18 protein-coding genes are annotated in these 24,846 nt (G+C 43.8%); 4 read left to right on the top strand and 14 right to left on the bottom strand.

Going from position 1 to position 24,846, the window contains the following annotated elements:
- Nucleotides 1–54: 54 nt before the first annotated feature.
- The 5 genes from JHD44_RS11230 to JHD44_RS11210 form a co-directional block, all read right to left on the bottom strand.
- Nucleotides 55–1,821 carry a sodium:solute symporter family protein gene (locus JHD44_RS11230; RefSeq protein WP_199462844.1) on the bottom strand — a complete coding sequence of 589 codons (1,767 nt, stop codon included), beginning with the start codon at nt 1,819–1,821 and terminating at the stop codon, nt 55–57.
- Nucleotides 1,822–1,826: 5 nt separating this feature from the next.
- Nucleotides 1,827–2,087, bottom strand: a complete 261-nt coding sequence (locus JHD44_RS11225; RefSeq protein ID WP_133560436.1) for a DUF4212 domain-containing protein — start codon at nt 2,085–2,087, stop codon at nt 1,827–1,829.
- Between the two features lie 184 nt (nt 2,088–2,271).
- Nucleotides 2,272–5,430, bottom strand: a complete 3,159-nt coding sequence (locus JHD44_RS11220) for an efflux RND transporter permease subunit (RefSeq protein WP_199462843.1) — start codon at nt 5,428–5,430, stop codon at nt 2,272–2,274.
- Nucleotides 5,427–6,599 (bottom strand): efflux RND transporter periplasmic adaptor subunit, encoded by a 1,173-nt coding sequence (locus JHD44_RS11215; protein ID WP_199462842.1) that lies wholly within the window; start codon nt 6,597–6,599, stop codon nt 5,427–5,429. Before JHD44_RS11215 ends, JHD44_RS11220 begins: the two co-directional genes overlap by 4 nt.
- The gene (locus tag JHD44_RS11210; RefSeq protein ID WP_199462841.1) at nt 6,596–7,975 is read right to left on the bottom strand and encodes a TolC family protein; all 1,380 of its coding nucleotides are present in this window, start codon (nt 7,973–7,975) and stop codon (nt 6,596–6,598) included. Before JHD44_RS11210 ends, JHD44_RS11215 begins: the two co-directional genes overlap by 4 nt.
- Nucleotides 7,976–8,156: 181 nt before the next feature.
- Between JHD44_RS11210 and JHD44_RS11205 the strand changes: the two genes are divergently transcribed.
- Nucleotides 8,157–8,447 (top strand): GIY-YIG nuclease family protein, encoded by a 291-nt coding sequence (locus tag JHD44_RS11205; RefSeq protein ID WP_199462840.1) that lies wholly within the window; start codon nt 8,157–8,159, stop codon nt 8,445–8,447.
- Between the two features lie 27 nt (nt 8,448–8,474).
- A complete protein-coding gene (locus JHD44_RS11200) occupies nt 8,475–8,828 on the top strand; it encodes a VOC family protein (RefSeq protein ID WP_199462839.1) in 354 nt (117 codons plus the stop codon).
- A 5-nt stretch (nt 8,829–8,833) separates the two neighbouring features.
- Here the strand turns inward: JHD44_RS11200 and JHD44_RS11195 are convergent, their stop codons facing one another.
- Genes JHD44_RS11195 through JHD44_RS11175 form a run of 5 tightly spaced genes read right to left on the bottom strand, consistent with a single transcriptional unit; the run spans nt 8,834 to nt 18,526 of the window.
- Nucleotides 8,834–9,805 (bottom strand): serine/threonine protein kinase, encoded by a 972-nt coding sequence (locus JHD44_RS11195; protein WP_199462838.1) that lies wholly within the window; start codon nt 9,803–9,805, stop codon nt 8,834–8,836.
- A 19-nt stretch (nt 9,806–9,824) separates the two neighbouring features.
- Nucleotides 9,825–11,096, bottom strand: a complete 1,272-nt coding sequence (locus JHD44_RS19125; RefSeq protein WP_325097092.1) for a response regulator — start codon at nt 11,094–11,096, stop codon at nt 9,825–9,827.
- 54 nt (nt 11,097–11,150) lie between these two features.
- On the bottom strand, nt 11,151–13,181 hold the full coding sequence (gene glgX / locus JHD44_RS11185; RefSeq protein WP_199462837.1) for a glycogen debranching protein GlgX: 2,031 nt from the start codon (nt 13,179–13,181) through the stop codon (nt 11,151–11,153).
- A 23-nt stretch (nt 13,182–13,204) separates the two neighbouring features.
- On the bottom strand, nt 13,205–15,373 hold the full coding sequence (gene glgB, locus JHD44_RS11180; RefSeq protein ID WP_199462836.1) for a 1,4-alpha-glucan branching protein GlgB: 2,169 nt from the start codon (nt 15,371–15,373) through the stop codon (nt 13,205–13,207).
- A gap of 21 nt (nt 15,374–15,394) precedes the next feature.
- The gene (locus JHD44_RS11175) at nt 15,395–18,526 is read right to left on the bottom strand and encodes a glycoside hydrolase family 15 protein (protein WP_199462835.1); all 3,132 of its coding nucleotides are present in this window, start codon (nt 18,524–18,526) and stop codon (nt 15,395–15,397) included.
- Between the two features lie 257 nt (nt 18,527–18,783).
- On the opposite strand from JHD44_RS11175, the gene JHD44_RS11170 reads away from it, so the two are divergent.
- Together JHD44_RS11170 and JHD44_RS11165 are read left to right on the top strand one after the other, a co-directional pair.
- Entirely contained in the window at nt 18,784–19,200 is a 417-nt protein-coding gene (locus JHD44_RS11170; RefSeq protein WP_199462834.1) for a YqaA family protein, read from the top strand.
- A 25-nt stretch (nt 19,201–19,225) separates the two neighbouring features.
- Complete coding sequence (locus JHD44_RS11165; RefSeq protein WP_199462833.1) at nt 19,226–19,954, top strand: SPOR domain-containing protein; 729 nt, start codon at nt 19,226–19,228, stop codon at nt 19,952–19,954.
- A 27-nt stretch (nt 19,955–19,981) separates the two neighbouring features.
- Here the strand turns inward: JHD44_RS11165 and JHD44_RS11160 are convergent, their stop codons facing one another.
- From JHD44_RS11160 to JHD44_RS11145, 4 genes are all read right to left on the bottom strand, one after another.
- Entirely contained in the window at nt 19,982–22,927 is a 2,946-nt protein-coding gene (locus JHD44_RS11160) for a hypothetical protein (protein WP_199462832.1), read from the bottom strand.
- A gap of 5 nt (nt 22,928–22,932) precedes the next feature.
- Entirely contained in the window at nt 22,933–23,580 is a 648-nt protein-coding gene (locus JHD44_RS11155) for a hypothetical protein (protein WP_325097091.1), read from the bottom strand.
- 205 nt (nt 23,581–23,785) lie between these two features.
- Entirely contained in the window at nt 23,786–24,250 is a 465-nt protein-coding gene (locus JHD44_RS11150; RefSeq protein ID WP_199462830.1) for a DUF4402 domain-containing protein, read from the bottom strand.
- Between the two features lie 10 nt (nt 24,251–24,260).
- Nucleotides 24,261–24,846: DUF4402 domain-containing protein (locus JHD44_RS11145; RefSeq protein ID WP_199462829.1), on the bottom strand; the 586-nt coding region annotated here is incomplete at its 5' end.

The raw sequence follows: 24,846 nt of genomic DNA, 5'->3' as shown, positions 1-24,846 counted from the left end.
TGCAAATTGAGTGGCTAGCTCCAAAGGAGCTAGCCTTGTTAGTCAAACTAACGATTAATGGTCGACCGCACCGCCCGCACCTTTAGGGTAACGTACGCTTTCAACTAGGTCTTGTACATCTTGTGGCACTTCTTCTGTCATGTTTGACACGATGAAGGCTACTGCGAAGTTAATCACCGCACCGATTGCACCGAATGATAGTGGTGATACACCGAACAACCAGTTGTCAGGTGTGTTCGCTAGCGTGTTTGTGCCAGGGATGAAGAACCAACCTAGGTAAGTGAAGATGTAAACTAGAGTACAACCTAGACCAGCTAGCATACCTAGTACAGCACCTTTACTGTTCACGCGTTTAGAGAAAATACCCATCATTAGCGCTGGGAAGATAGATGCTGCAGCAATACCGAAGGCTAATGCTACTACCTGAGCCGCAAAGCCTGGAGGATTCATACCCAAGTAAGTGGCGATAATGATCGCGAAGAACATGGATACACGAGCCGCTAACAGCTCACCTTTCTCAGTAATGTCTGGGTTAATCGAACCTTTGATCAAGTCATGACTTACCGCAGATGAAATCGCCAATAGTAGACCAGCTGCAGTGGAAAGTGCTGCGGCTAGACCACCTGCTGCGATCAAACCGATTACCCAACCAGGTAGGTTAGCAATCTCTGGGTTTGCCAATACTAGGATGTCACGGTTAACAGTAAGTTCGTTACCAGCCCAGCCACGTGCTGTTGCTTCTTCAGCAAACGCAGGCGTGTCGTTGTAGAACTGGATACGGCCATCACCGTTTTTGTCTTCGTATTTAATTAGACCTGTTTGCTCCCAAGTTTGAATCCAGTCAGGGCGCTCATCGTATGCGATAGAGTTTGCTGTTGGACCTTCAGGGTAGATTGTGGTCATTAGGTTCAAGCGAGCCATAGACGCTACAGCTGGAGCAGTTAGGTAAAGCAAGGCGATGAATACTAATGCCCAACCAGCAGACCAACGTGCATCAGCTACTTTAGGTACAGTGAAGAAACGAATGATTACGTGTGGTAGACCCGCAGTACCGATCATCAGAGACAATGTAAACAGAACCATGTTTAGTTTGTTGTCTACGTCAGCGGTGTAATCACGGAAACCAAGTTCACGTACGACTTCATCCAGTTTTTGTAGCAAAGGCATACCAGATTGAGTGTGTTCCGAGAACAAACCAATCGCTGGAATGAAAGTATCAGTCAATTGTAGAGAGATAAACACAGCAGGGATCGTGTATGCCACGATCAATACACAGTACTGAGCCACCTGAGTGTATGTGATACCTTTCATACCACCCAATACAGCGTAGAAGAATACCACAACCGCCGCGATGATTAGACCAGTGTCTTTGTCTACTTCAAGGAAGCGAGAGAAGGCAACACCAGCGCCTGTCATCTGACCGATTACGTAGGTTACCGAGGCAATGATCAAACACGCTACTGCTACTAATCGAGCTGTGCGTGAGTAGAAACGATCACCAATGAAGTCTGGCACGGTAAATTTACCGAACTTACGTAGGTAAGGTGCAAGCAACATCGCTAGAAGTACGTAACCACCAGTCCAGCCCATTAGGAAGGTTGAGTTAGCGTAACCGCCTGCAGCGATTAGACCCGCCATCGAAATGAAAGAAGCCGCGGACATCCAATCGGCGGCCGTTGCCATACCGTTCATTACAGGGTGTACGCCACCACCTGCAACATAGAACTCTTTCGTCGAACCCGCACGGGCCCAAATCGCGATACCAAAGTAGAGGGCAAAGGATGCCCCTACAAACAACAAGTTAATCGTGAATTGACTCATGGTGATTACTCCTCAAGTCCAAATTCTTTATCCAGTGCATTCATACGCCATGCGTAGAAAAACACCAGGCCAATAAAGCTGATGATTGAGCCTTGTTGAGCAAACCAGAAGCCTAAATCAGTCCCCCCGACTTCGATTCCTGCAAGCATTGGACGAAGTAGAATGCCGAAACCGTAAGACACTAAGGCCCATACGATTAAGCAGCCGAAAATCAATCTAACATTCGCCTTCCAATAATTTTCTTGGTTTTCCGTGTGATCAGACATTGTCGATCTCCTTTGTTATTTTTATTTGCACATTGAATGTAGCAGTGCGCTTATAAAGAAGAATTGAGACTTTAGTCGAAGAGTGCAAAAAAACATCAACTGTGGCTATTTTAGGGGCCTAAAAAAGCGCCGCTCTCATAGGAAGCGGCGCTGTTTCGTTGAGCACAAATAAAATACGAAAAAACTAATCGAGCGTTTTGCTCACTAGCTCAGTCTTGTCGTCGTTTGCATACGCCTTCATGCGCTTGACAAGGTACTTAATGTCCTCTTGTACCATCAGCAGAACGGGTATCAAGATTAGAGTGATCAGTGTGGCAAACAGAATACCGTAAGCCAATGAGACCGCAGCTGGAATCATAACCTGAGCTTGTCGAGAGGTTTCCCAAAGAATAGGGATAAGGCCAGCAAACGTGGTAATAGACGTCAATAAGACGGCGCGTAAACGGCTCTGACATGCTTCACTGATGGCCTTTTGTATATGCTTGGTTTCCTGTCTTAACTCGTTAAAGCGGGAGGTCAGCAAGAGACTGTCGTTCACGACCACTCCAGATAGGGCGATGATGCCGTTCAGAGAGAAAATACCTAAGGCGATACCATTAAACCAGTGGCCTAAGAGTGCTCCAACAATACCAAATGGGATGGCCATCATGATGATGACTGGTTGGCTGTACGACTTTAATGGAATCGCTAATAAGCCATATATTACCAGCATAGCGATGGCAAACATCTTGATCATCGACGATTCGGTTTCTTCTCGTTCTTCTGCTTCGCCTGAGTAATATAAATCCACTGAAGGGAAGCGTTTATTCATTTCGGGTTCAATGGCGCTCTTCAGATACTCAACGACTTCAGTGGAAGACATCTGGTCTTTATCCACTTCCGCTGATAAGTAGACCGAGCGTTTGCCATCAATTCGAGTGATGCGTGTTTGAGCGTCTTCTTGAGTGAGCAAGGCCACTGATGACAGCGGAACCCTGGTGCCATCGGTTAATGTAATCAGCGTATTTAGAATGTTAGCAGGGCTTTCTTGCTGACTGTCCGGATAGCCAATTCTGACCTCAATTTCCGCACTGTCACGTTGATACTTTTGTACCACTTCGCCGTCAAAGTTACCTTTGATTTGTGAAGCAAGTTCATTGGTCGAAAGTCCTAGGGCGCGCCCTTGATCATTTAGTTTCAAAACGAGTCGGGACTCTGTCGAAGAGTTACTCAACTCAATGCCTCGAACAGCAGAGACGGCGCCTAATTTGCTGATAAAAGTATCCATAGCACCATCAAGAACAGTGTTGTCAGAGCCTCGTAGCTCAACTCTTAGGGCGTCAATAGACTCTCTTGCGCTTCGAATGCGAAGACTGCTAACGCCTTCTGGAGTTCCAGCAAGGTGTTGCCAAGTTTGAGCAAAATCATTGGCGCTGTATGGTGCTGAGGATGCTAATTCAATACGTAGACTGCCTGATTGATCACCGCTTGCGGTAACTTGAAGATGTTCTATCCCTTGAGCATCACTGCCATTTAACAGCTTCTTATCGGTTGCTCGAGCAGTCTCTTCAAGTAAAGTAAGTGCTTTGTGGGTTTGTCCATAACTCACATCGCTGTGCATACTCAAGCTAGCACGAATGGTATCGCCTGGGATATTAGGGAAGAAACTGATGCGGATCGCTCCTGTTAGTGGCATCGAGACCACTAATAAAAACAGTACGATGAAGGCAACGATCACGGCATAACGGTGCTGAATAGCGTATCTAATGGTGCCTGCGTAGATACGATTATTAAACCACTGCAAAGCAAAATCAGCACAATGTTGAATAGCGCCCCAGCCCCGCGCTAACCAATTTTTTCGAGCTTTTCGCTGGGTGTTGAGGTGAGCTAAATGTGCCGGTAGGATCAGCTTGGATTCAATCACCGATAATACTAGGCAAATTGTTACAACCGCAGCAAATTGGGCATATTGATGGCCTAATCGACCATCAATATTGGATAATGCCCAAAAGGCTGCCACCGTCGTGAATACACCAAACAGGGTAGGGATGGCCACTCGCAATGTACCTTTTATGGTATTCGCAAGAGTATCGCCTTCTTTTGAGCGAACACTGTAAACACTTTCACCGATCACAACGGCATCATCGACGACAATGCCTAATGCCATGATAAAGCCAAAGGTGGTGAACATGTTTAGGGTTAGCCCGACGCTGTCGAGCCCCATCACAAACATGGTGCCAAAGAAAATAAACGGCAACCCCATAGCGACCCAAAAGGCCACCGTCAGGTTTAGAAAAATCGCTAACATGATAAACACGAGCACAATACCCGTGATGGCATTTTTCACCATCAGCGACAGTCGATCGTTGATGGACTCGCTACGGTCATACCAGGTTTCGATTTCAACCCCTTGTGGTAGACGGCCGCTTTCTTGCCATTCTTTTACAACCTCTTTGGCGGCTTCGGCCGATTTGCTGATGTCATCTTGGCCCGTTGTAATGACCTGTACCGCCAAACTGCTGCGACCATTGAAGCGAGATAAGGTAAAGTCATCATCGTCAAAACCGTCAATGATGTTTGCCAGGTCGCCAAGCGTTAAGACTGCACCAGTACTGGTAGTACGTATCGGTATTTGGGCAAAATCCTGTTTCACATAGGCTTGCTCAGAGGCTCTGACATGAAGGTAAATATCTTCGTTTCTTAACGTCGCGACTTGAGACGGGCTGGACTCACTATTAATGGCGCTGGTGATGTCATCAAGAGTTAACCCATAGGCTTCTAGCTTGTCTTTATCCACTTCGATCATGATCGTTGGATCCAGCCAGCCTGAAATGGAAACTGAATTGATGTTGCTCTTCTCAAGCAGATCAGACTCTAGATCTTTGCTAAGCGCTTGCAGTGAGCGACGGTCGGTATCGCCAAAAAGCTGAATCATAATGGCATGCTCTTGGCGAGTCTCTTTTGCCACCACTGGAGGGTCCGCTTCATCTGGAAAGGACGTTACTTGATCAAGGCTGTCTTTGACATCTTGAAGCAACTCATCAATGTCATAACCTGCTTGCATTTCAATTTCGGCGGAAGCCTTGCTTGAAGTCGAAGAGATAGTGAGCGTATCAATCCCTAAAACATCCTCAAGGGCCTGTTCCATGGGAATGGCGACCCCTTCTTCGGTCGCTTGAGCAGAGCCACTATCGTAACTAATAGAGACGGTGACTTCGTCAGGCTCCTGGCTCGGAAAGGCCTCGCGATTAATGTCATTCATATTAATGACACCCAATGCGATGATCAGTACGAGTAACAGGTTTGCTGCAACCGGGTTGTTAGCGAACCAAGGAATGATGCCGCGTGCTTGCTCTGGGTTCATTGGCTAACACTCTCTTGTGGGTTAGCGAGTGTGCCGGTCAAATAGCTGTTGTAAGGGTGTGTCAAAACTCGCTGCGGTGCTTGTCGAAGGTTTTCTGGGGCCTTGATGTACACATACTCACGATCAACAAATACTGGCGTCGCATCAAAATTAGCCAGCCTTTGCTCATCTGTTAGATACCAGATTTGGCTTTTCTGGCTCAGTGCCGAGTTTGGCAATTGCCATAAGTCTGCCAGTAAACCACCGGCTAAGGTAACTGTCACGTAGCTCCCCGGAAGAAGAGGGGGAGATTGCTGCAATGGTTGGTCTACCGCAACGAATAGGCTGCGTAGCCCTGATTCGCTGTCGATATGCATACCGGCTTGATCCACATAACCTTGCCACTTTTTCTGAGGCTCGTTAACGCCAGTAATGTTTGCTGGCCATTGGTTCTTTATCATGCTGTCTGACGATGGCAGCTTCTGCCAGTCACTGCTACTGAGCTCAAGCTCAATCTTCACTTTGTCCGTACTATAGAGGGTTGCCACTTGGGTGTTGCTGCTAAGGTAAGATCCTAATGAAATATCTTTACTGACCACGATGGCATCGAAAGGAGCACGAATCGTCAGTTTCTGGACATTGTCTTTGGCTTCAGCCAAAGCGGCTTTTGCCGCAGCGACCTCTGCTTCAGCGGCGGCCAACTGAGGCTCACGCAACACCAAATCTGAGGCTGGCTCTCCAGTGAGCCCTGCGGCTTGCCATTCGGCATTGGACTGCTCTGCTTGACGTTGCTCCTCTTTCAGAGTCAGCTGTGCAGCCGCCAAAGTATTTTCTGCACTGGCCAGCTCTGATACAAGGTTTGTGTTAGCAAGTGAAACAAGTACTTGTCCTTTTCGAACTTGATTGCCCACTTCAAATGCATGATTTAGTGAAACGACTTCGCCACTCACCTGCGAGGATAAGGTGAGGTTCTGCTTGGGCTCTGCAACGCCCACAGCGCGAATTGTTGCGGCGTGGTCGGAGGCTTCTACCGTTACTACCGTGACATCAAGAGCCGTTTCTTGAGCGGTAGGACGCTGACGGCTAAACGTTTCATTTTTGGCGCTCATGGCTGAACTGACATAAAGATAGGCAGCCAAGAGGCACAGGAGTGCTAAACCAAAGGTTATCCAAGGTAAAAATCGTTTCATGTGTTGCTGCTTCCTAATCCTAGGGCGAGGCCCAAATCAACACGATTGCTAAGTTGTTGATACTGTAGAGTGTCCAGTTCTGCTTCGAGGTCGAAGACGGCTTGCTGAGCTGAGATCAAATCACTGAGTTCGACGAGCCCAGAGCGATACTTTTGCTCATATTGCTGACGGTTACTGCGAGCACTGGTCAATGCTTTTTGGATGTGTTGCTGTTGGGTGTTGAGAACCTTCTCTTGACCAATGGCGTCTTGGACTTCATTGACGGCGTTAAGTAGTGTCTCACGGTAACTTTGGTAAGACTGTGCGACTTCCAATTTGGCTATCTCATGATTGGCTTTTAGTGTTCCTGCTTGAAATAAAGGGGCGCTAAGCTGCCCTAATAATGACCAAACCGGAGAAACGAACAATGCATCCCGTAAAGTCGTACTACTGTCGCTGAGTGAGGCGCTTAGGTTGAGCGACGGCAACATTTCTTTATAGGCAACGCTGGCGCTGTAATCGGCTGCTTCGATGGCGAGATAGGCGGCTTGTAAATCAGGCCGTAACGCCAGGTCTTGCTGCGGTAGAGCGCTTAAATCGAGCCAAACTTCTGGGTATTCCGTGGGGTAATTTTCAATGGAGCTCTGCTGCTCTCCGAGCAGTAATTGCAGTGCTCGTTTATTGCTGGCAAGGGCTTCTTGGTATTCTGCTAAGTCAGAGCGAGATTGAGAGGTGGAGGTTTGCGCTTCGTCTAGACTTTCAAGCGTGCCTAAACCGTTACGAAAACGTTGAATGATTAATGCTTCATTCGTTTCCAGTAGAGCCAATCTTTTTTGTTCAATAACGATGGCCCGATAACTAGAGACTAGCTCTAGCCAGCTTTTCATGACACTGGCGACTAAGGATGCTTGTGCGGCTCGAAATAGCGCCACGTCGCTTTGATAACTCTTAGTTGCAGCCTGTTCTGCATCCGCCAATTGCGACCAAATATCCAACTGCCAGCTAACACTGCTGCTCAAGGAAAACTCTGTATCGCTGCCCTCAGAGCGGCTGGTTGATAGACTGGCGCTAGCACTAGGTAAGCGATCAGCATGGGTGCTAACCAACCCTAACTCACTGGCCTTCAGAGAAAGTAACGTTTGCTGAAGGCTAGGGTTGCCTGCTAAGGCATTCTTAATAAGCGTTTTTAAACTCTCATCAGGGATCAAATCAGCTAAGTCTATGGCATCGGATTGTTGCGCCGTTGATTGACCGAATACACGTTGGTTTTCTTGCTGCAGTGACGTCTCTGCTGTTTTATAGAAAGAGTCTTCATGGTCGGCTATTGAGCTGCACCCCGCTGTAATCATCATAATGGCGGTGCATAAAGAAGTGGTAAGGACTCTCGTAGGAAACATCGTAGATCATCCGAAAATAAGTCGATAAAATCATTGGAAATTTTAATGGAAACACACACAATAACTATGCTCTTTGCATAGATTTACATAGTCGAGTGGGTTGTCTTCTGAACCTACTACTATAGTGGTTTTTGTTGCAAGTTATGTGTTTTAAATAAATCATTTGAGGATATTTTCCAAAATGGCGTTATGGTCGGTTTATATGATCGAAACGCGGTGTGAAACTTTGTATACCGGTGTCAGTACAGATGTCTCTAGGCGTTTCGCTGAACATGAAAGTGGTGGAGCAAAGTGTGCTCGCTACTTGCGAGGTAAACAACCGTTAGCGCTGGTATGGCAGCAAGCAGGCATGAGTAAAAAGCTGGCGTTAAAAGTGGAATACCGAATAAAGCGCTTGCCACGTATAATGAAAGATCGCATTGTATCGGGTCAGGTAACGTTATCAGAGGTATTTCCTGAGTTGTTTAACTGAGGAGACTTAAGGTTAAAGGAGTGAGCAATGATAAAACGATTTGATAGCATTGTTTTAACTGTCGCAGATGTTGTTCGATCACAAGCGTTTTACAAAACTGTGTTTGGCATGGAGCTCACTTCAGAAGAAGGTATGAATGGTGTACGTTTTTGCGATCAAACCATCTGGCTCCAAACGATTGGTGAGGAGCTGCGCCATCATGCATTAGAAGGCGCGTCACATTTCTCATTGTTCAGTGAATTATCGCCAGAAAAATTGACTGAGCATTTTGAGACTCTTCAAGTTGAACTCCTAGAACCACCAGTAGATAAGGGCAGTTACGTGCTGTTTTTAATGCATGACCTAGATCGTAATTTGATAGAGATTAAGAGTCAGAAATAACAAGGTTAATGCCAGTTTCCCCAAGAATTTCGTATTTGTTGTAAATCATTAAGATGCTGTTCCCAATATTGCTGTGCTGTAAAATGTGGAAATAGCTTTGGGAAAGCGGGGTCATGCCAACGCTCTGCTATCCATGCAGTGTAAAGAATATTTCTCTCAGCAATTAGTGGATCAATTAAGCTTAATTCTCTTGTGTCAAAGCTACAAAAATTTTCATATCCCTCAATCAGTTCACTTAACTGCGCATGTTTTTCATCTGGGTCTGTTAAGTGCATCCATAAGTCTTGAACAGCATACCCCATACGACAGTCATCGAAGTCTAATGCGGTCATGACGCCATCATTTAAGATGATATTGCTGCGATGAAAATCGCCATGTATAAATCGCACGTTCGATTGCTTGTGATCATTGATTGTTTGTGTCGCTTTTAGAATTAAGTCATCAATAGTTTTGACATATTCATTGTGCAAAGCTTTAGGTAAAAATGATGTGCTGAGAATGTACTGACTTGCTTTTTTTATACGAGAGATGATCGGTGTATATGGTCGCTCAGAGATTGACCAATCTTTCGAGGTATGATGAATTTCACCGATCAATTCCCCTATTTGATAAAGGTGATCGAGGTTGCCCGCTTCAGGTGATTCCCCCATCAATTTATAGGATATAGCATAAAAAAATTCATTGTGTTGAAACAGTGTTTTACCTTCAATCTCGATCGGTGCTGATACCGCTACACCTGAAGCACGTAATGCCCTTAAGGCATTATGTTCGGCTTGAATTTGTTCGATATTCCAACGATTAGGGCGATAAAACTTTGCAATTAAAGGTGCCTCGTCTTCTATGCCAACTTGGTACACTCGATTTTCATAGCTATTTAAAGGGTATAAACGGTAATCACATAAGAAGCCTCTGGCTTCGACAGCGTCCATTACCGTATCAGGAGAGAGAGAGTTATATGGGTGTTCTAGGGAATTCAAATTTACAGTCTCTTAGGGGCTAAATGAGGCCTAGACGTTTTTTCAAGGTATATTCTTGTGCTTCACTTAATGGTGACGCTTTTCCTTGAGTAATCAGGCGGTGCCAATTCTGCCATGTTTTGACGGCTTCCCCTATATGGTTTCGAGTGACGTATTGCTGAACTTCGATACGAAATGAATTAGTGACCGCAACTGGGCTTGCTTTACCAATAATACGTAATCGAGTTAATGAGCGTTTGAACTTCTCGTTGAGTGTTTTATTACTGTCACCAGCAGATGAAATCAGATTTGTGATTGCTTGGAGGTGATCATAGTACATATCTACGTTTTCATTGATAGTATCTCGACTTAAGCGAATGACTCTACCGTAGGCCTGTTCTGCTGCCACCCAGTCCTTAAGTTTTGCACTGATATCTCCCATACGCTTGCTGCGCTCTGGTGACCTTGGCGACACTTCTAAAACTGAGCGCAATACGTTTTGTGCTTCTTCAAGGTTGTCCATTTTTTCGTAAACGTCCGCAAGCAAGTCGTAGGCAGACAAAAAGTGTCTACTTAAACTGATGGTTGTTTCTAAGTTCTTCGCGGCTCCTGCGTAGGATTCCAGTGCCATCTCGCATTGTGCAATACCAAAATATGCCCACGCTAAATTTTTGTGCTTTTGGGTGATCAGCATGTAGTGGGTTTTTGCTTGTTTGTATTCGCCTTGCGCAAATAAAGCTTCGCCGATGGATTTTAAGCAAAGGCTGGCATAGGGCGCATGCTTTGACATAATGTATTTGGCCTCTTCGATAACTTGCCCCCAATCCTTGTTTAAGCGAGATTGGTTTAAGTTATGAAATGCTTTTTTCTGCTGAATAACTTTGCCCAGACGGCGCATAAATGCTTCGGGAGGAAACGGCTTGACTAAATAGCTGTCAGGTTGATATTCAAGAACACTCACGACTGCCTCATATGCTGTGTCAGCAGTAATCATCATAAAGATAGTAGAGTGATCAAGAGCATAAGTTTTTCGAGTGACTTCAAGCAGCTGCTGACCGTCAACGCTGCCCCCTAAGTTGAAGTCTGAAAGAACAATGTCGTAGCGTCCATCTAAAATTCTTTTTAGTGCTGCCTGTCCAGAAGGTTCAATGTCAATTTTAGAGTAGCCCAGGCTGCTCATTAATGATTTGAGCATCAAACGCATTTCACCAATATCCTCAACGATAAGCACTCGTTTATTGGCGACGGACCCACGGCTGTCAGTTTTCTTGCCTTCAATATTTTTAAAATCAACTGTGCTTACTTCAGCCACTTACTACTCTCCAACAATGCATAAAGCCCTTCGTTTATATTTTTTATTTGAACATCAAGAATCAAGTTCAATGAGAAGGACTGAACGCTTAAAAAGTTCCAACTTACTTTGTTTTATCTGTACTTGCGCATCTGTCGAAAATAGCACGCTTTTAAAATTAGCACCATGCGGTAGAGAAACAGATAAAGGCTGATCTTCTCGATAAAAAATCAGCAAGAGTTTGCTTGAACTTGAAGACTCCAACAGCTGCAAAGAAATGTAGTCTCGTTCAGGATCATTCCAGTCCTCCATTGACATTGGCTGTCCAAGCTCGTTAAACCATAGCACTTCATCAGTCTTTGTATGTTGATAAAGCGGGTCATCAGGCAGAAAAGCTTCCGCTAAAATTGGGAACTTACTTCTCAGTGCCAATAGAGCTTGTATCGTGTCAATTAGAGAGAGTTCACTCTCCGTATTTTGCCAATCAATCCATGTTATCTCATTATCTTGGCAGTAAGCATTATTATTACCTTTCTGAGAATGAGACAGTTCATCGCCACTTAATAGATGAGGTGTCCCTTGACTGAACAGTAAGGTTGCTAGAAAACACTTTTGCTGATTGATTCGCGCCTGTTGTATGCGCATATCATCTGTTTCACCTTCTACACCAAAATTTTGGCTGATGTTGTCGCTATGACCATCTCGGTTGTCTTCTAAGTTTGCGAGGTTATGGCGTCGATGATAGGAGACTAAGTCTTTTAATGTATAACCATCGTGATAGGTGATGTAGTTTACTGAGTGTAAGGCGCATTTATAGCCTTTGTGAAAGACATCTCTTGAGCCCATTAAGCGCGTTGCGAAGTCTGGTACTACGTGAGTATCACCACGCCAGAAGCGACGGATGGTATCTCTATACTTATCATTACACTCAATAAAGCCTCTTGGAAAATGACCGACCTGATAACCATTTGGTCCAATGTCCCAAGGCTCCATAACCAGTGTCGTTTGGCTTAAAATTGGATCTTGTAAAATGGCTTGTAAAAGAGGTGCTGTCGGCGAAAAATCATGCTGTTCTCGACCTAAGTCGACACCTAAATCAAAGCGAAACCCGTCGATTCCAAAGATTTCTACCCAGTGACGCATGCTATCGCATATTAAACGAACACTTGCAGGGTGATTGGTATCAATACAATTGCCGCAACCAGTATAATTTAAATACTCCCCCTCGTGATGGCGATAGTAAGAGGCATTGTCTAATCCCCGATAGCAGGTTGTACCGTGATGAAGCTCACTCTCTGCTGTATGGTTATACACAACATCAATAATGACCTCGAAGCCCGCTTTATGGAATCTGACGACCATTTCTTGAAACTCGCGTATAGGGTCATCTATTGCGTAGCGAAAATCTGGGGTGAAAAAGTTGATAGGGTTATAGCCCCAATAGTTCGTTAAGCCCTTCTCTTGAAGATGGACCTCATCGACAAACGCAAAACAAGGCATCAATTGTATTGTGGTAATGCCTAAACGCTTCAGGTGCTCGATAGCGGTATCGCAGCATGCGCCTAAATAAGTTCCTTGTAGTGCCTCTTCGATATCGAGCTTTTTGGTGAACCCTTTTATATGAAGTTCATATAAACTTCGTTGAAAACCTTTTGGTTTATTGGGCTTAGGGTGCGCTATGGGCTCTAAGTGCGTAACGATGGATTTTGGCACAAGGTTGCCAGAATCTCTTATATCTAAATTACCGTCTGCTTGTATAGTTTTCTGCTCTTCATGGAAGACTAATCGCTCACTCAATTGCTTAGCATATGGGTCAAGGAGTAGCTTGTTAATATTAAAGAAGTGCATATCCTTTTGTGAGAAAGGACCTTCAGCTCTTAGTCCATAATGCTGACCAATAGCTAAACCTTCGACTTCCATATGCCATATACCACGATGTTTATGACTAAAGGGGAGCCTGTCTGTTTCATTTCCTTCATGGTCATACAAGCACAAATATAGCTGCGTAGAATGCTCAGAATAAACCGCAAAATTGACGCCGCTTTGTGTCAAAGTTGCACCTAAAGGCAGCGGTTCTCCACTATGAGTCATCCGATGATTAGCCATATTAACCCCTTTGGGAATTGAGTTTATTCTTCATACCATTTAAGCGCGACAACACTCAACGGAGGTAGCTGTACATCAATGCTTTGTTCACGACCATGACTGCTTTCTGAGGCGGTCATAAAAGAGCTTTGAATAGGGTAGCCACTGCCAGTATATTGAGCCTCATCTGAATTAAATACCACTTCATAACGACCTGGTTGTGGTGTACCAATTCGATAGTGAGCATGTGGTGTAGGTGTAAAATTAACAAGAATAATTAGATGCTCAGAAGATTCTTTTGCTCGTCTAACGAACACTAATGTTGAGTTAACGTTATCGTCTAAGCTAATCCACTCAAAACCACTGGGTGAGTGATCAAGGTGCAGCGTATTTTCATCTCGATAGAGGTAATTTAAATCCTTAGTCAGTTGCTGCTGACCGTGGTGAAAGTCCACATCCAGTAGGTGCCAATCTAATGAGCGCTCATGGCTCCATTCCTGCCCTTGTGCTAACTCATTGCCCATGAAGTTCAGCTTTTTTCCAGGGTGAAAGTACATGTAACTCGTAAAGGCTCTTAAGTTTGCAAATTTCTGCCAGGCATCTCCAGGCATTTTGGCAATCATTGACCCTTTTCCATGTACCACTTCATCGTGAGAAATAGGAAGAATAAACTGCTCATCAAAGGCGTAAACCATTGAGAAGGTCAAATTTCCTTGATGGTATTGTCGATAGACAGGATCTTTACTGATGTAATCTAAACTGTCGTTCATCCATCCCATGTTCCATTTAAAACCAAACCCCAATCCATTCATGTAGGTGGGCTTTGATACCCCGGCAAAGGCTGTAGACTCCTCAGCAACGGTAAAGCAACGTGGATGATTTAGGTAAATGGTTTCATTGAGCTTGCGAAGAAACTCAATGGCTTCATAGTTATGATTACCACCATCGACATTTGGTACCCACTCACCATCTTTTCGAGAGTAATCAAGGTATAACATGGAGGCCACAGCATCGACGCGTAAGCCATCAATGTGAAACTCTTCTAGCCAATAGTTGGCATTACTGATTAGGTAGTCAACTACGTGTTCTTTACCAAAATCATAGATAAGTGAGTTCCATTCAGTGTGCCAACCTTTTTTAGGATCAGGATACTCATATTGCTTCGAGCCATCAAAATCAGCAAGGCCATGGCTATCCGTTGGGAAATGAGCAGGCACCCAATCCATAATGACGCTTATTCCTGCCTGATGGAAGGCGTCAATAAGGCCCTTAAAGTCTTCTGCAGAACCATACCTAGATGTTGGAGCGAACAATCCTATGGGTTGGTACCCCCAAGAACCATCAAATGGAAATTCCATGACAGGTAAGAGTTCTACATGGGTATACCCCATATCAATTATGTAGGGAACGAGCTGTTCAGTAAGTTCTTTGTAGGTTAATGACTTGCCGTCCACATGTTTGCGCCACGAGCCTAAATGTACTTCATAAATGGACATAGGACGTTCATAAACGTCCTCGATAGGACGGCTTGTCCAGTCTTGATCTTGCCAATCGTAATCGTCTTGACTAACGACACTTGCAAAAGAGGGGAACTGTTCGATTGTTTGCGCAAAAGGATCGGTACGATGAGGTAATATATCCCCATTGGCGGCTCTTATTTCATATTTGTATCGTGCGCCAGCTTGAACATCGGGGATAAATAAGCGCCAAACACCATCACCATTACTGGACATAGGGTGCAGACGGCCATCCCAATTATTAAAGTCGCCCACGACAGACACTGATCGAGCAGCCGGTGCATAGACCGCAAAACGTGTACCACTGATAGACAGACTTTTGCTGATTTTGGCGGAGCGTATTAACGCACCTTCTTTCTTATAAAGTGTGGCTCGATGATACTCCGGGTCGTTGAAGGTAGCGTCAGAGAACTGATAAGGGTCGACCACGGTAAAACAATCTTCTTTGTAGTACACCTTCAATCGATAATGTGACGCTTCAACTGTTTTAGGCCACTGTAGTGTAAATACTCCATTTTGTTCCGTTTTCTGCATAACCCCAATTAGGGTGTCGTCAGTGATAGATATGACTTCCACTTTTACGGCATCTGGTCGCCATACAGTAAGTGTTTTAACGCCTTTCTCATTGGGTGTTAAGCCAAGGCATTTAAAAGGGTCGGAACATCGAGCGTTGATGACGTCGTTCAGAAGATCCATTTACATCTCCAACCAAGGTAATTATTTGGCAACATGACGTTGTTGACTATGATGTTTTGTAACAGCCCAACTAAGGTAATGATTTACTTTGTTAGGTGTCAGTTGTGCAAATTCGTCCAAGGCCATGTCAAAGTTGTCCACTTCAGGGTGGTCGCACCTATACTGTTTTACATGATCGAGTGCTGCTTTGGAAACTAAAACTGGTAAATTTATTTCATCAATAACGTGACCATCAGGATGCTTTTGGCAAAATTGGATAAATGCGTAAAGCGCTTCAAAGATCAAACATTTGTACCAACTCGGTGAAATATCTGATGTTAGGGTCTCGATCAGGAGTGCGAATGTATCCTCACCAGGTGTCATTGAGCTTAGCGTTCTTTTGCTATCAAGGATGGTGTTACTTTGAGGGTCACCAAAAACAATTCGATTGGTTTGGTTAAGGCTGTCCCAAAGCTGTAAAAGCATGGTTTCTGGAAGCTTGGTAATTAACCCTTGCCCAGTGCGCCAATCAAACCAATCGATGTCTTTTGCACGTCCATCTTTCGAGTCAATTCTATGATTGTAGCGAACGCTGGCGACAACATGAGTGAACTCTTTGTGCTTTTCAATTAATACGCGACGGAGTGTTTCATAAAGAGACATAGGGGAGCGTGACGCAAGCACTTGCACAACATCAATCTGATCGTCTTCTTCATCAACGAACTTATGGGCGCATAGCAACCCCAGGTTATGCAAACGAATGGTACGGACACCTGCAAAGTATTCTGGGTGAATTTTCATTAGCGTGCCAGTGATAGCAAGTAATTCATGAAATACTACTTGCCCTAGAAGCGATTCAGAGCTGATTTCTATGGCTTTGTACACTTCATCATGATGAAGGGGGGTCGTAATGTGAATCTGCTTATCGCTTTGCTTACCTAATATTAATACGCGTTGGCGTACAGTGATTTCGGCAGCATGGGTGGCCATGTCTGTTGTTGGTTTAAGCATTAATGAGTAAAGCTGTCGTGCGCAATACCAGTTCCTATGGATTAGAGCATTGGTATAAACTGAGTCTAGAACATTTTTAATGCTGATTTGCTCACCTTGCGTAGGCTGAATTTGCTCGTGCAACGCATTTCGACGCCCTAATTGTAATAGAATTTCAGTCGCATCGTTGAGTGTCGGCTGCTCCTGTAAATGCTGAATAAGTTGGCTTATGCTCCAGCTTGAGTAGTCATATATGTTTGAGTCTTGATTTTCTGATATGGGCCATGGTGACTCATAAACGGGTAATTGAGCGCCTAAGTCATGGCCATCAGGCATTGTGAAACTCATAACCCTTCGGCTGCCTGATTTGAATGCATTCTTGGCCGATTGAGGAAGAACACGGAACTCATTCAATTCTCTGTTTTGTAAGCTACGAATAAACTCGAATAAACCTGATGCGCCTTTCATTTCTGCTAATGCTTCATCAATTAAAATGGCGAAAACAGCATTAGCAGGGTAATACCAACTGTCAGAAATGACAGACAGTTCATTGCGAATATGTTGTTCAAACAGTGCTGGGTCGGTTTTTCGGTAATTTCTGTCTTCGTTCTGAAACCAAGATAAGCAAAGGCAATGTTGATCATTGACAACAAACGGCTGTGCGCTGGCTAAGCTGCTTAGAGCTCGGCTAGGACGTCCACTAAGACCCAATGCAGGCGATGCACCGACATTACGATACAGCTCGATTAGTTGCTCCGAACTGATTACTTGAATAGGGGCTATCTCGTCAATTGTTTGGCATAAACAACCTGCATCCATCAATTGTTGCTTAATTTTGTTATTTTTTGCTAGGACAACCATGGAAATATTAACATTCCGCTGGATGTGTTGTTTTTTATGGAGGCCAAGAGGGTCTAAGTCATCTGTCGTAATTAACTCGTCATCCAGCATACGCCCAACTAAATACAAACTTTGGGCCCATACAAGAGGGAGGTTGTCATTGGGCACTCGTGGTTGTGATCCCGGAGCCGATTTTTCTGCAAGGATATGTTCTTCTGGGACATAGTAAAGTTCTGGAAGTAGCTGCTCTCCATCCTTCTCAACCATTAAACTTTCTAAGCGATAACGGTAGTAGTTTGCGCTTTCCCAGTCGCGTGCGAATAACCGGTCAATATACAGATAGGTGAAAAATAGGGGCCACTCTGATTCGATATGTTCAAAGTTAATTAGCTCATCGTATTCGTAGTAGATACGATTATGATCTTCTAGTACGGTCTGATGCCCGTCTAACAGAAATCGTTTACAACCGTAATTTCCGCCCAGTTTGTCTAGAACTTCTTGGCGAGTGCGTCGTTTTAGTTTCTCATCATTTATGGCAAAAGCTGGGTAACTGATAATGCTTAATAGTGCGCCGTCAACTTCCTTAGAGCGAGATTCCTTTGGTAACAGTGATTCGAGTACCGATCCTGCTCTGGCAACGGCATCGGCAAAAGAGTGCGCAACGGCCCACTCAGGGCCCTCGTCGCCAAAAAGGTTAAGACCGTCTAGCGCTTCTAAGGCAGCTTTAGCCATACCTACTGAGCTTGCATTAATTTCCGCCTTACCGTTATTGACCTTGTTTCCACGCTCCCAAATACCAAAGTCAGGGGTTCGATAGGTTCTTGAGATGTAATAAATTAGATTTTGGATAAAATTAAATTCATCCCTTGAATAGATTAAGGTACTACCTGACTTCGTCATTTGAGCAAGCATTAACAAAAACAGACTGGTAGCATCAATTTGGAGATGTCCCCAAGCATCATCAGCAACAACTTCTAACCCTGTTTTGGTGTCATATTTAGCATGCAAGGCATCTTTAGGGTCTAAAGTATCTTTGAATACTTCTACTTTGTGAGACTGTCTCATCATCGCAAATAACAACCCACGCATCATTTTAATGCAGGCGTATTCAAGCTCATGGGTTCTTTTGTTTGGATTTGAAGCGCGTTTATAGGCAAGGTAAAGGGCCCAAACTGCTTGTATTGAGTAAACATTATCTCGTACCCAAGCATCAGTGTAGTCACCATGATTATTGATGCTTGTGCTGGCAGGGAACAAGCCCGTCACTGGGTGCTGTCGAGAAAGAATGACTTTATCAATATGTTGATATAGGGAGTCGAGCTCAGATGGAATATCAAGCGGCATAAAAATGATCCCTTTTATGTTTAATTACGTTCAAACTTCTTATGCAAGTTTAAGACCTTAATTGGCTATTAGGACCTAAGCCCTGCCTTTTTAAGATTCTTGTCGTAAAAATGGCTTTGTTATCAAGTAAGTCATTAATATCATGTTTTAATGAGAGAATACGAGTCATTGGCGCAGCAGCCATACAAAACTTAGATTAGTATAGGATAGTAATCATTACATATTCGCTTGTAGAGTTAGTCCCTGAGCTCTTTAGCTTGTTTCTATTTTCATTTTTAGCGGCAACCTTGTTGCCTGGGGGCTCTGAAGTTTTGTTGATAGGGCTGGTTGGTAAAACACCAGACTACTCACTGTTGCTTTGGTTCTTTGCCAGTATAGGCAACACTTTAGGAGGGATGACAAATTGGTGGTTAGGACGGTATTTCTTACGTTTTCAAGGACATCGTTTTTTCCCTATTTCGAAAGAACAACTTAGTAGAGTTCAAACCTGGGTAAGCCGTTACGGTATGCCGATACTTGTACTCAGCTGGTTGCCAGTGGTTGGAGATGCCATTTGTCTTGCGGCAGGCGTGGCAAAATTGAATGGTTTTGCAACAGCGTTTTGGATTTTTATTGGTAAATCTTTGCGTTATGCGGTATTGGTTTGGGGGACAAGTGCCCTAGTGATATCGTAGTATGTCTCAGAGGATAGGGGGATGTATGAGACTTAAGTTATTATGTGCTTGCGCTGGGGTAATTGGACTTGTTGGTTGTACTATTACTTCTGAAAAAGAAGGAACCATGTCCAATGCAGAATTACAGGATGCATTGAAAACCCAGCAAAAAGAGTGGGAGGATATGAAGCCTCAACTACAGCGTATCCTAGCACTTGAGACAGATTTAAAGCTCTTAGTAGAAACATTAGACACGGTGCCAGAATCCAGTGAAAGTTTAACTCAAGAAATGGCGCCGGAAGCAGAAGCTGTACAGCAAGCAAATGAAGCACCTGTTTTACCTTCTGCCGCGTTAGCGGATATCAACAAAGATTCCAGCGATATGGGTTCGACTCCCCCCATCTCCACCTCAGATGAGCGTCCAGAAAAGCCATTTCGTCAAACGCCGCCGAGTAATGCGGTAACGGCAGAGTTTCAGGGCGGATCGAATACAAAATCAGACGCTCAGTATTATGGTGTTCAGTTAGCGGCTTATGGTTCAGAAAGACAAGCCATTCAAGGTTGGCAAGCCATTACTCAAGCTTATGCTGAAGAGTTTGCAGACACGGCGCCTCTGATTAACCAGCATAAAATTAATGGTAAAACCTATTACCAATTGATTGTTGGCCCGTTTCTTAAGAAACCATACAGTGTTGACTTTTGTAATATGCTCAAGCAAATGCAACAGGATTGCTTAGTGACCCGTTATAAAGGTGAGCCGTTCTTGTCTCTATAAGTCTGGCTCGTCGTTAGAATTTATACGCTAACGACGAGTAATAGCTTTCACAGAGCACATTATCTTCCCAGCATTAAGTTCAGTGCAGATGCTATTTGCTTGCTGTGGTTTCTCATCAAAACCAACATACAGCTGATAGCCTGAGTCCGTCTTTGAGTAGAAATAACGTTGTTTAACTATGTTTGGGAAGCGTTGGGATAAAATTTGCCAGTAACTTCTTAGTGACTCAAGACGAGAGAATAATGCCAATTCAGCACTAAAGCCCTTTAATTCGAATGCTTTACGAAGTGTCAGGTTCTGGTTTGCTAGAACGCCAGTCTCACTTCCGCCTAAAGTGATTGATGTACCTTGTTGGTAATTAAAATTACGTAGGTAAGTTGGGTCAATTTCAAGTGTATAGGGCTTAGGGACAATCTCCGTTATTAAGAAATAGCCGTCAAATTCACTGGTCACTTCTTTGATAATTGCACCAGATGAGTCTTTCAATAATAGTGGAACACGCGCTTTGTTCGCTAAGTTACCGTTTTGTTGTAGCTCCTTCACGTAGCCTTCAATTTCTAAAGACTTTACTACAGGGATATCTATAGTCTGTAAAGCCCCTGGCCTCGGTGCAATTGAAACGCCTGCGTCAGCGCGAACTAAGAAACCTTCTATTTGTTTGCTGAGGTCAATTTTGATATCGGTTTTTTGATAGCTAGGCAAAGATGTCAAAATTGCAACACCTTGAGAATTGGTTGTTGCTCTCCTTCGATTTTGAGTTGTTTCGACTTCTACATCTTCAAGGGGGGAGTCACCTTTGTCAAAACGACCGTTATTATTTTTATCGAAGAAAACCCTAGCAGAAAGAGTGCCTTGAGATGACAGTGATTTATTTGTAAAAAAAGCATTGTTATCTTGGCTCAAACCAATGCCAACTCGTCCCAGAAGTGAGGCTCGCCATCCCGTTTGCTCGTTATAAATTAGATTAGACGTAATGCTAAATTCATTAGGTTGCCAGCTGGTGACAAGAGCCGTTTCACTAGACTGGGTGTCAAAATCATGAAGAAATCGGATACGTCCTGTAATGTCGTTACTTATCTCTCCGCTGATTTCCGCAAAGAATGAATTGATATCGAATTCAGGTGAGACAGAGTAATTATTTCCTAATCTAACAAAGTATTCGTTTAAATAGCGCTGTATTTGCCAGTCGCCTATGGTCTCAGCATCGTCGTAGTTAGACCAAGTGATTCTATTTGATAAGTAGCTATTTTTGATATTTGTGCCGAGTTGATTGATGAGTCGAATATACTCCTCATCTTCCGAGGTTTGTATTTGTTCAATAGATTGTTGATAGGACAATTTTAGAGATGGAGCTGCACCAGACAACCTTAACTCTTGGGACTTAAAGGCATCGACATCGCCATCTTTATCGGTCGTCTGATAAGAGCGTGTGGTGAAGCTAATCGACTGATCTAAAAGGCTTGTATCAACCTGATAGCGTCGATCAAAGTCCCCGTTTTCCTCTTCTATAGTGTTGACTGATAGAAGTGCTGAGCCGAATAAAGAAATTTCTGTACCTAATGCATGCTTATCAAATGATGAGATGCCTTGTTGGTGGTAGAGCTGGGAGCCAATGTTAACAGACCACCAATCAGTGATGCCGTAATCAGCCCTTATAAGTGTGCTTAAACCGTTATCATCATTGCTATTCGTCTGGTTTTGCTCAAATATACTTTCGCCCTCATCAATGATCGATATGTCATAGATGAACTCACCTTCCGATTGCCCTGTAGAGCTGACGTAATAATCACTCGTTTCGCGATTAATTTGTCCTTGCGGACCATAGAAGACGAGCTCAATTTTGTTATAGCCGTATACAAGTGGTATGTCTTGGAACTCATATTGTCCACCTGAAACATTGATCTGGCTGTCTATAAATAGTTGATTGCGATATACCTCAATATCCCAACCAGCCTGAATGTTACCTATCAGGTCAACGCTATTCCCCCCGTTGTAGATAAGTGGTTTATTACTTAATCTCGCACCAAGGCTAAAATTACTACTTTGAAGTGTGTTTATTTGTGTCGGTCGTATATCACCAAACTCTATCGTAGAAGCTCTCATGAACCCTAGTAGATCATTTTCATTAGAATAGCGGCTGCCTGATAGACGAGCTGAATCGATATTACTATCCTCGTCAACGGCAAGATAATACTGCGTATTAAAATAGGCTATATCATTTGTTCCTAGAATGGATAGATTATGACTAGTGTCACTGTCACGAACGTTGATTGAGCCTTGCATGTCAAGAAGGGGCTTTGATAAAGGCTGGTAGTCATGTTCTAGTAATGTTGCATGAGTAGTATTACTAGTTTGGTAGAGATCTTTAGAGCGTTGTTCTCGAGCTAATCTTTGCTCTACTGGAAGTGGGATATTGCTTTGGGTTTTGATGATTAAAGTGCTGTAATTTACATCAAAACTGAGATCAAACCATGTTTGGTATAATGCTAGGTCTATATAAAAATCATCTTCTAATTGAATGCTTTGATCTGGGTAAATTGTGGTTGAGCCATTACTTAAAACTGACCACTCCCCATTGTTTGTGCGTTTAAGTTCAAAAGTACTGTCAGGAGTTCGAACCCATCCTGAAGCGTTATTGTTTTCAGTATCGCTTTCAATAACGAAGTCGAAAGCTCTGCTCATGTCAGTGAGGCTTAATTTCACCGAAGAGTCTGTTTTGAAGCCAAAGACTTGCCCTAGCACTAGTTTACCAAGTTGAACCTCTAGTATAAGTTCTTCTCCACTCGGAATAGCAGTCACATCACTAACACTACGTTTGTTACTTGATGTTACGGCAGAAGAAGACAGGCTTGGAAGTTCTATCTGCCCACTTTGAAGAGCTTGATATTTTGCTTTTAAACGTTCAAAAGCTTCATTAGCTAGAGATGGCTGAGAAGCAAAGTAAAGAAGCGCTAGAAAGTAGAGCCTTCGCATGGTCGCTACTTAACCGAGTTGATCATCTGTTGGGTAATTGTGAGTGTTTTCTGAGCTAGTAGTAGCCCATGGTACTCACCTTGACCTTCATATCGTACTTCGAGTGACCCTGGCGCTAACTTAAAGTCTTTCCATGGAAATTGAATCGTTGCATTTTTAGTTTCTGGATAAAAATTGTACCCATTTAACAAACCGACTTGTCGCGGTGTTCCATTTTTAGGGGTCCAAATTGCTACGAGTCTGCCGTGAGTGCTAAATAAATCGTCATGATAAAAATCAACCTTGATATTAGTGACGCCAGATTCTTTGATATGAACTAAAGAAAGGTTTGTGATTTCTGGGTTAACGATAACGGAGCCAGCTCGATATATGACTGGCATAGAATAGCTCATCAACAACTGTAACTTTATAGAGCTCTCACCTGAGTTATTTTCTGGCGCTGTATTGAGAGGTAGGGCAACGAAACTCAGGTGCGATCGATATTCGCCTGCGGCTAAATTTTCTGGTTTTCTCAGTAGGATTTTTACAGATTGTCGCTGTCCTGGCTGCAAGCTAACTTGTTTTGGAGTGACTCGAGCTATTCTCTCAAGTCCAGCAATACGCTTCTTTTCTTCTTCCGTGTACTCTCGATAACCTCCTTCAGGAACAGCCATCAATTGTCGCCATTCAACTCGGTAGCTTCGTGTCTCATTTCCAGTGTTAATGAGCGTAATGATTTGGGTCCGTTCACGCTCACTTAATACAGTTCGCACGGGTGAGATAAGTAAGCTCGCATAGCTTTGAGCGGCAACGATTAGCCCTAAAGTGACAAGGATTACTATTTTAAAAAAAGTGTGCAATTTGAAATACATCATTGTCTTAATAGTTCACTGAAATTTGATAGGAAATGGTATAACGAGTATTTGTATAATTATTCGTTCCATCTGCAGAGGTCTCTAACACGCCGCCGACGTAGAGAGTGGCGCTTCCACTACCATCTGTGGTTACTACTGATGGTACATTGATACTGTCTAATGTGAACTGATCCTGTGAAGTAATATCGCTATTGGTTGTCGCCTGTATATTTGAACTTGTGATAAATAATGATTGATTTGATGGAAAATTGCTTAAAAAAAACTCCCCTCTAGTGGGGGGCGTAATGCCATAAATGCCGCCTGTGTAATTCACAAGGCCAGTAAAGCTTACATCAACTTGGCCCGGGGTTGAGTTCTGAGAAACGGCAATCGTGCCGAAATCGAGGGGCGATACTTCGAGAATATCACCCCATGCAATTTCTACAGACAAAACAGCAACAACAGCAAAGCTGGCTTTGACCGCGCGCATACCTGATTGGTTAATAGTCAACAGAAACTTGGTAAGTACCAGTATATGTACCATTCAAGTAGTCAGCAGCTGGAGTCGTTGCGTCGGTTACCAAATCGGCACCTACGCTGAAGGTTACTGCCCCTGTTGTATCGGTAATAAGGTTGGATGCAGCATAGGTCGAGCCGTTGCTCGGTCCGCTTGTTACTTCCGCAACAAAATTGTTGACAGTAAATGATGCTGTACCACCGCCAGTTGTTAAGGAAGTGGAGGTAGGTAGTGTTAGAGTTAGGGCGGTTGAAGGGGCTGCTGCACTAATAGAGAACGTAGCGGCTGCGCCTGCAGTAATCGATTGGATGGTAGCGTTCGTTCCTTGCACTACAGAGGAGGCTGATCCGTCAGCAGGAAGCGTTAATGTTGCAACAGTAGTGCCTGTTGTGTCCGCTGAAGCCCTAACTGTGCCAAAGTCAAGGCCGGTGTCTTCTTGCAAAGTAAAAGAGTTCTGAACAATAACGGTAGCAGACCCGTTTACCTGTTCTAGGGCAAAGGCAGAAGACATACCAATGGCAGGTAAAGCAACTATAGGTAGATATTTGAAAATCTTTTTCATGGTGTAT

It is taken from the genome of Marinomonas ostreistagni (assembly GCF_016461785.1).
Taxonomy (GTDB): domain Bacteria; phylum Pseudomonadota; class Gammaproteobacteria; order Pseudomonadales; family Marinomonadaceae; genus Marinomonas; species Marinomonas ostreistagni_A.
This window is presented reverse-complemented; position numbering and strand designations above follow the sequence as displayed.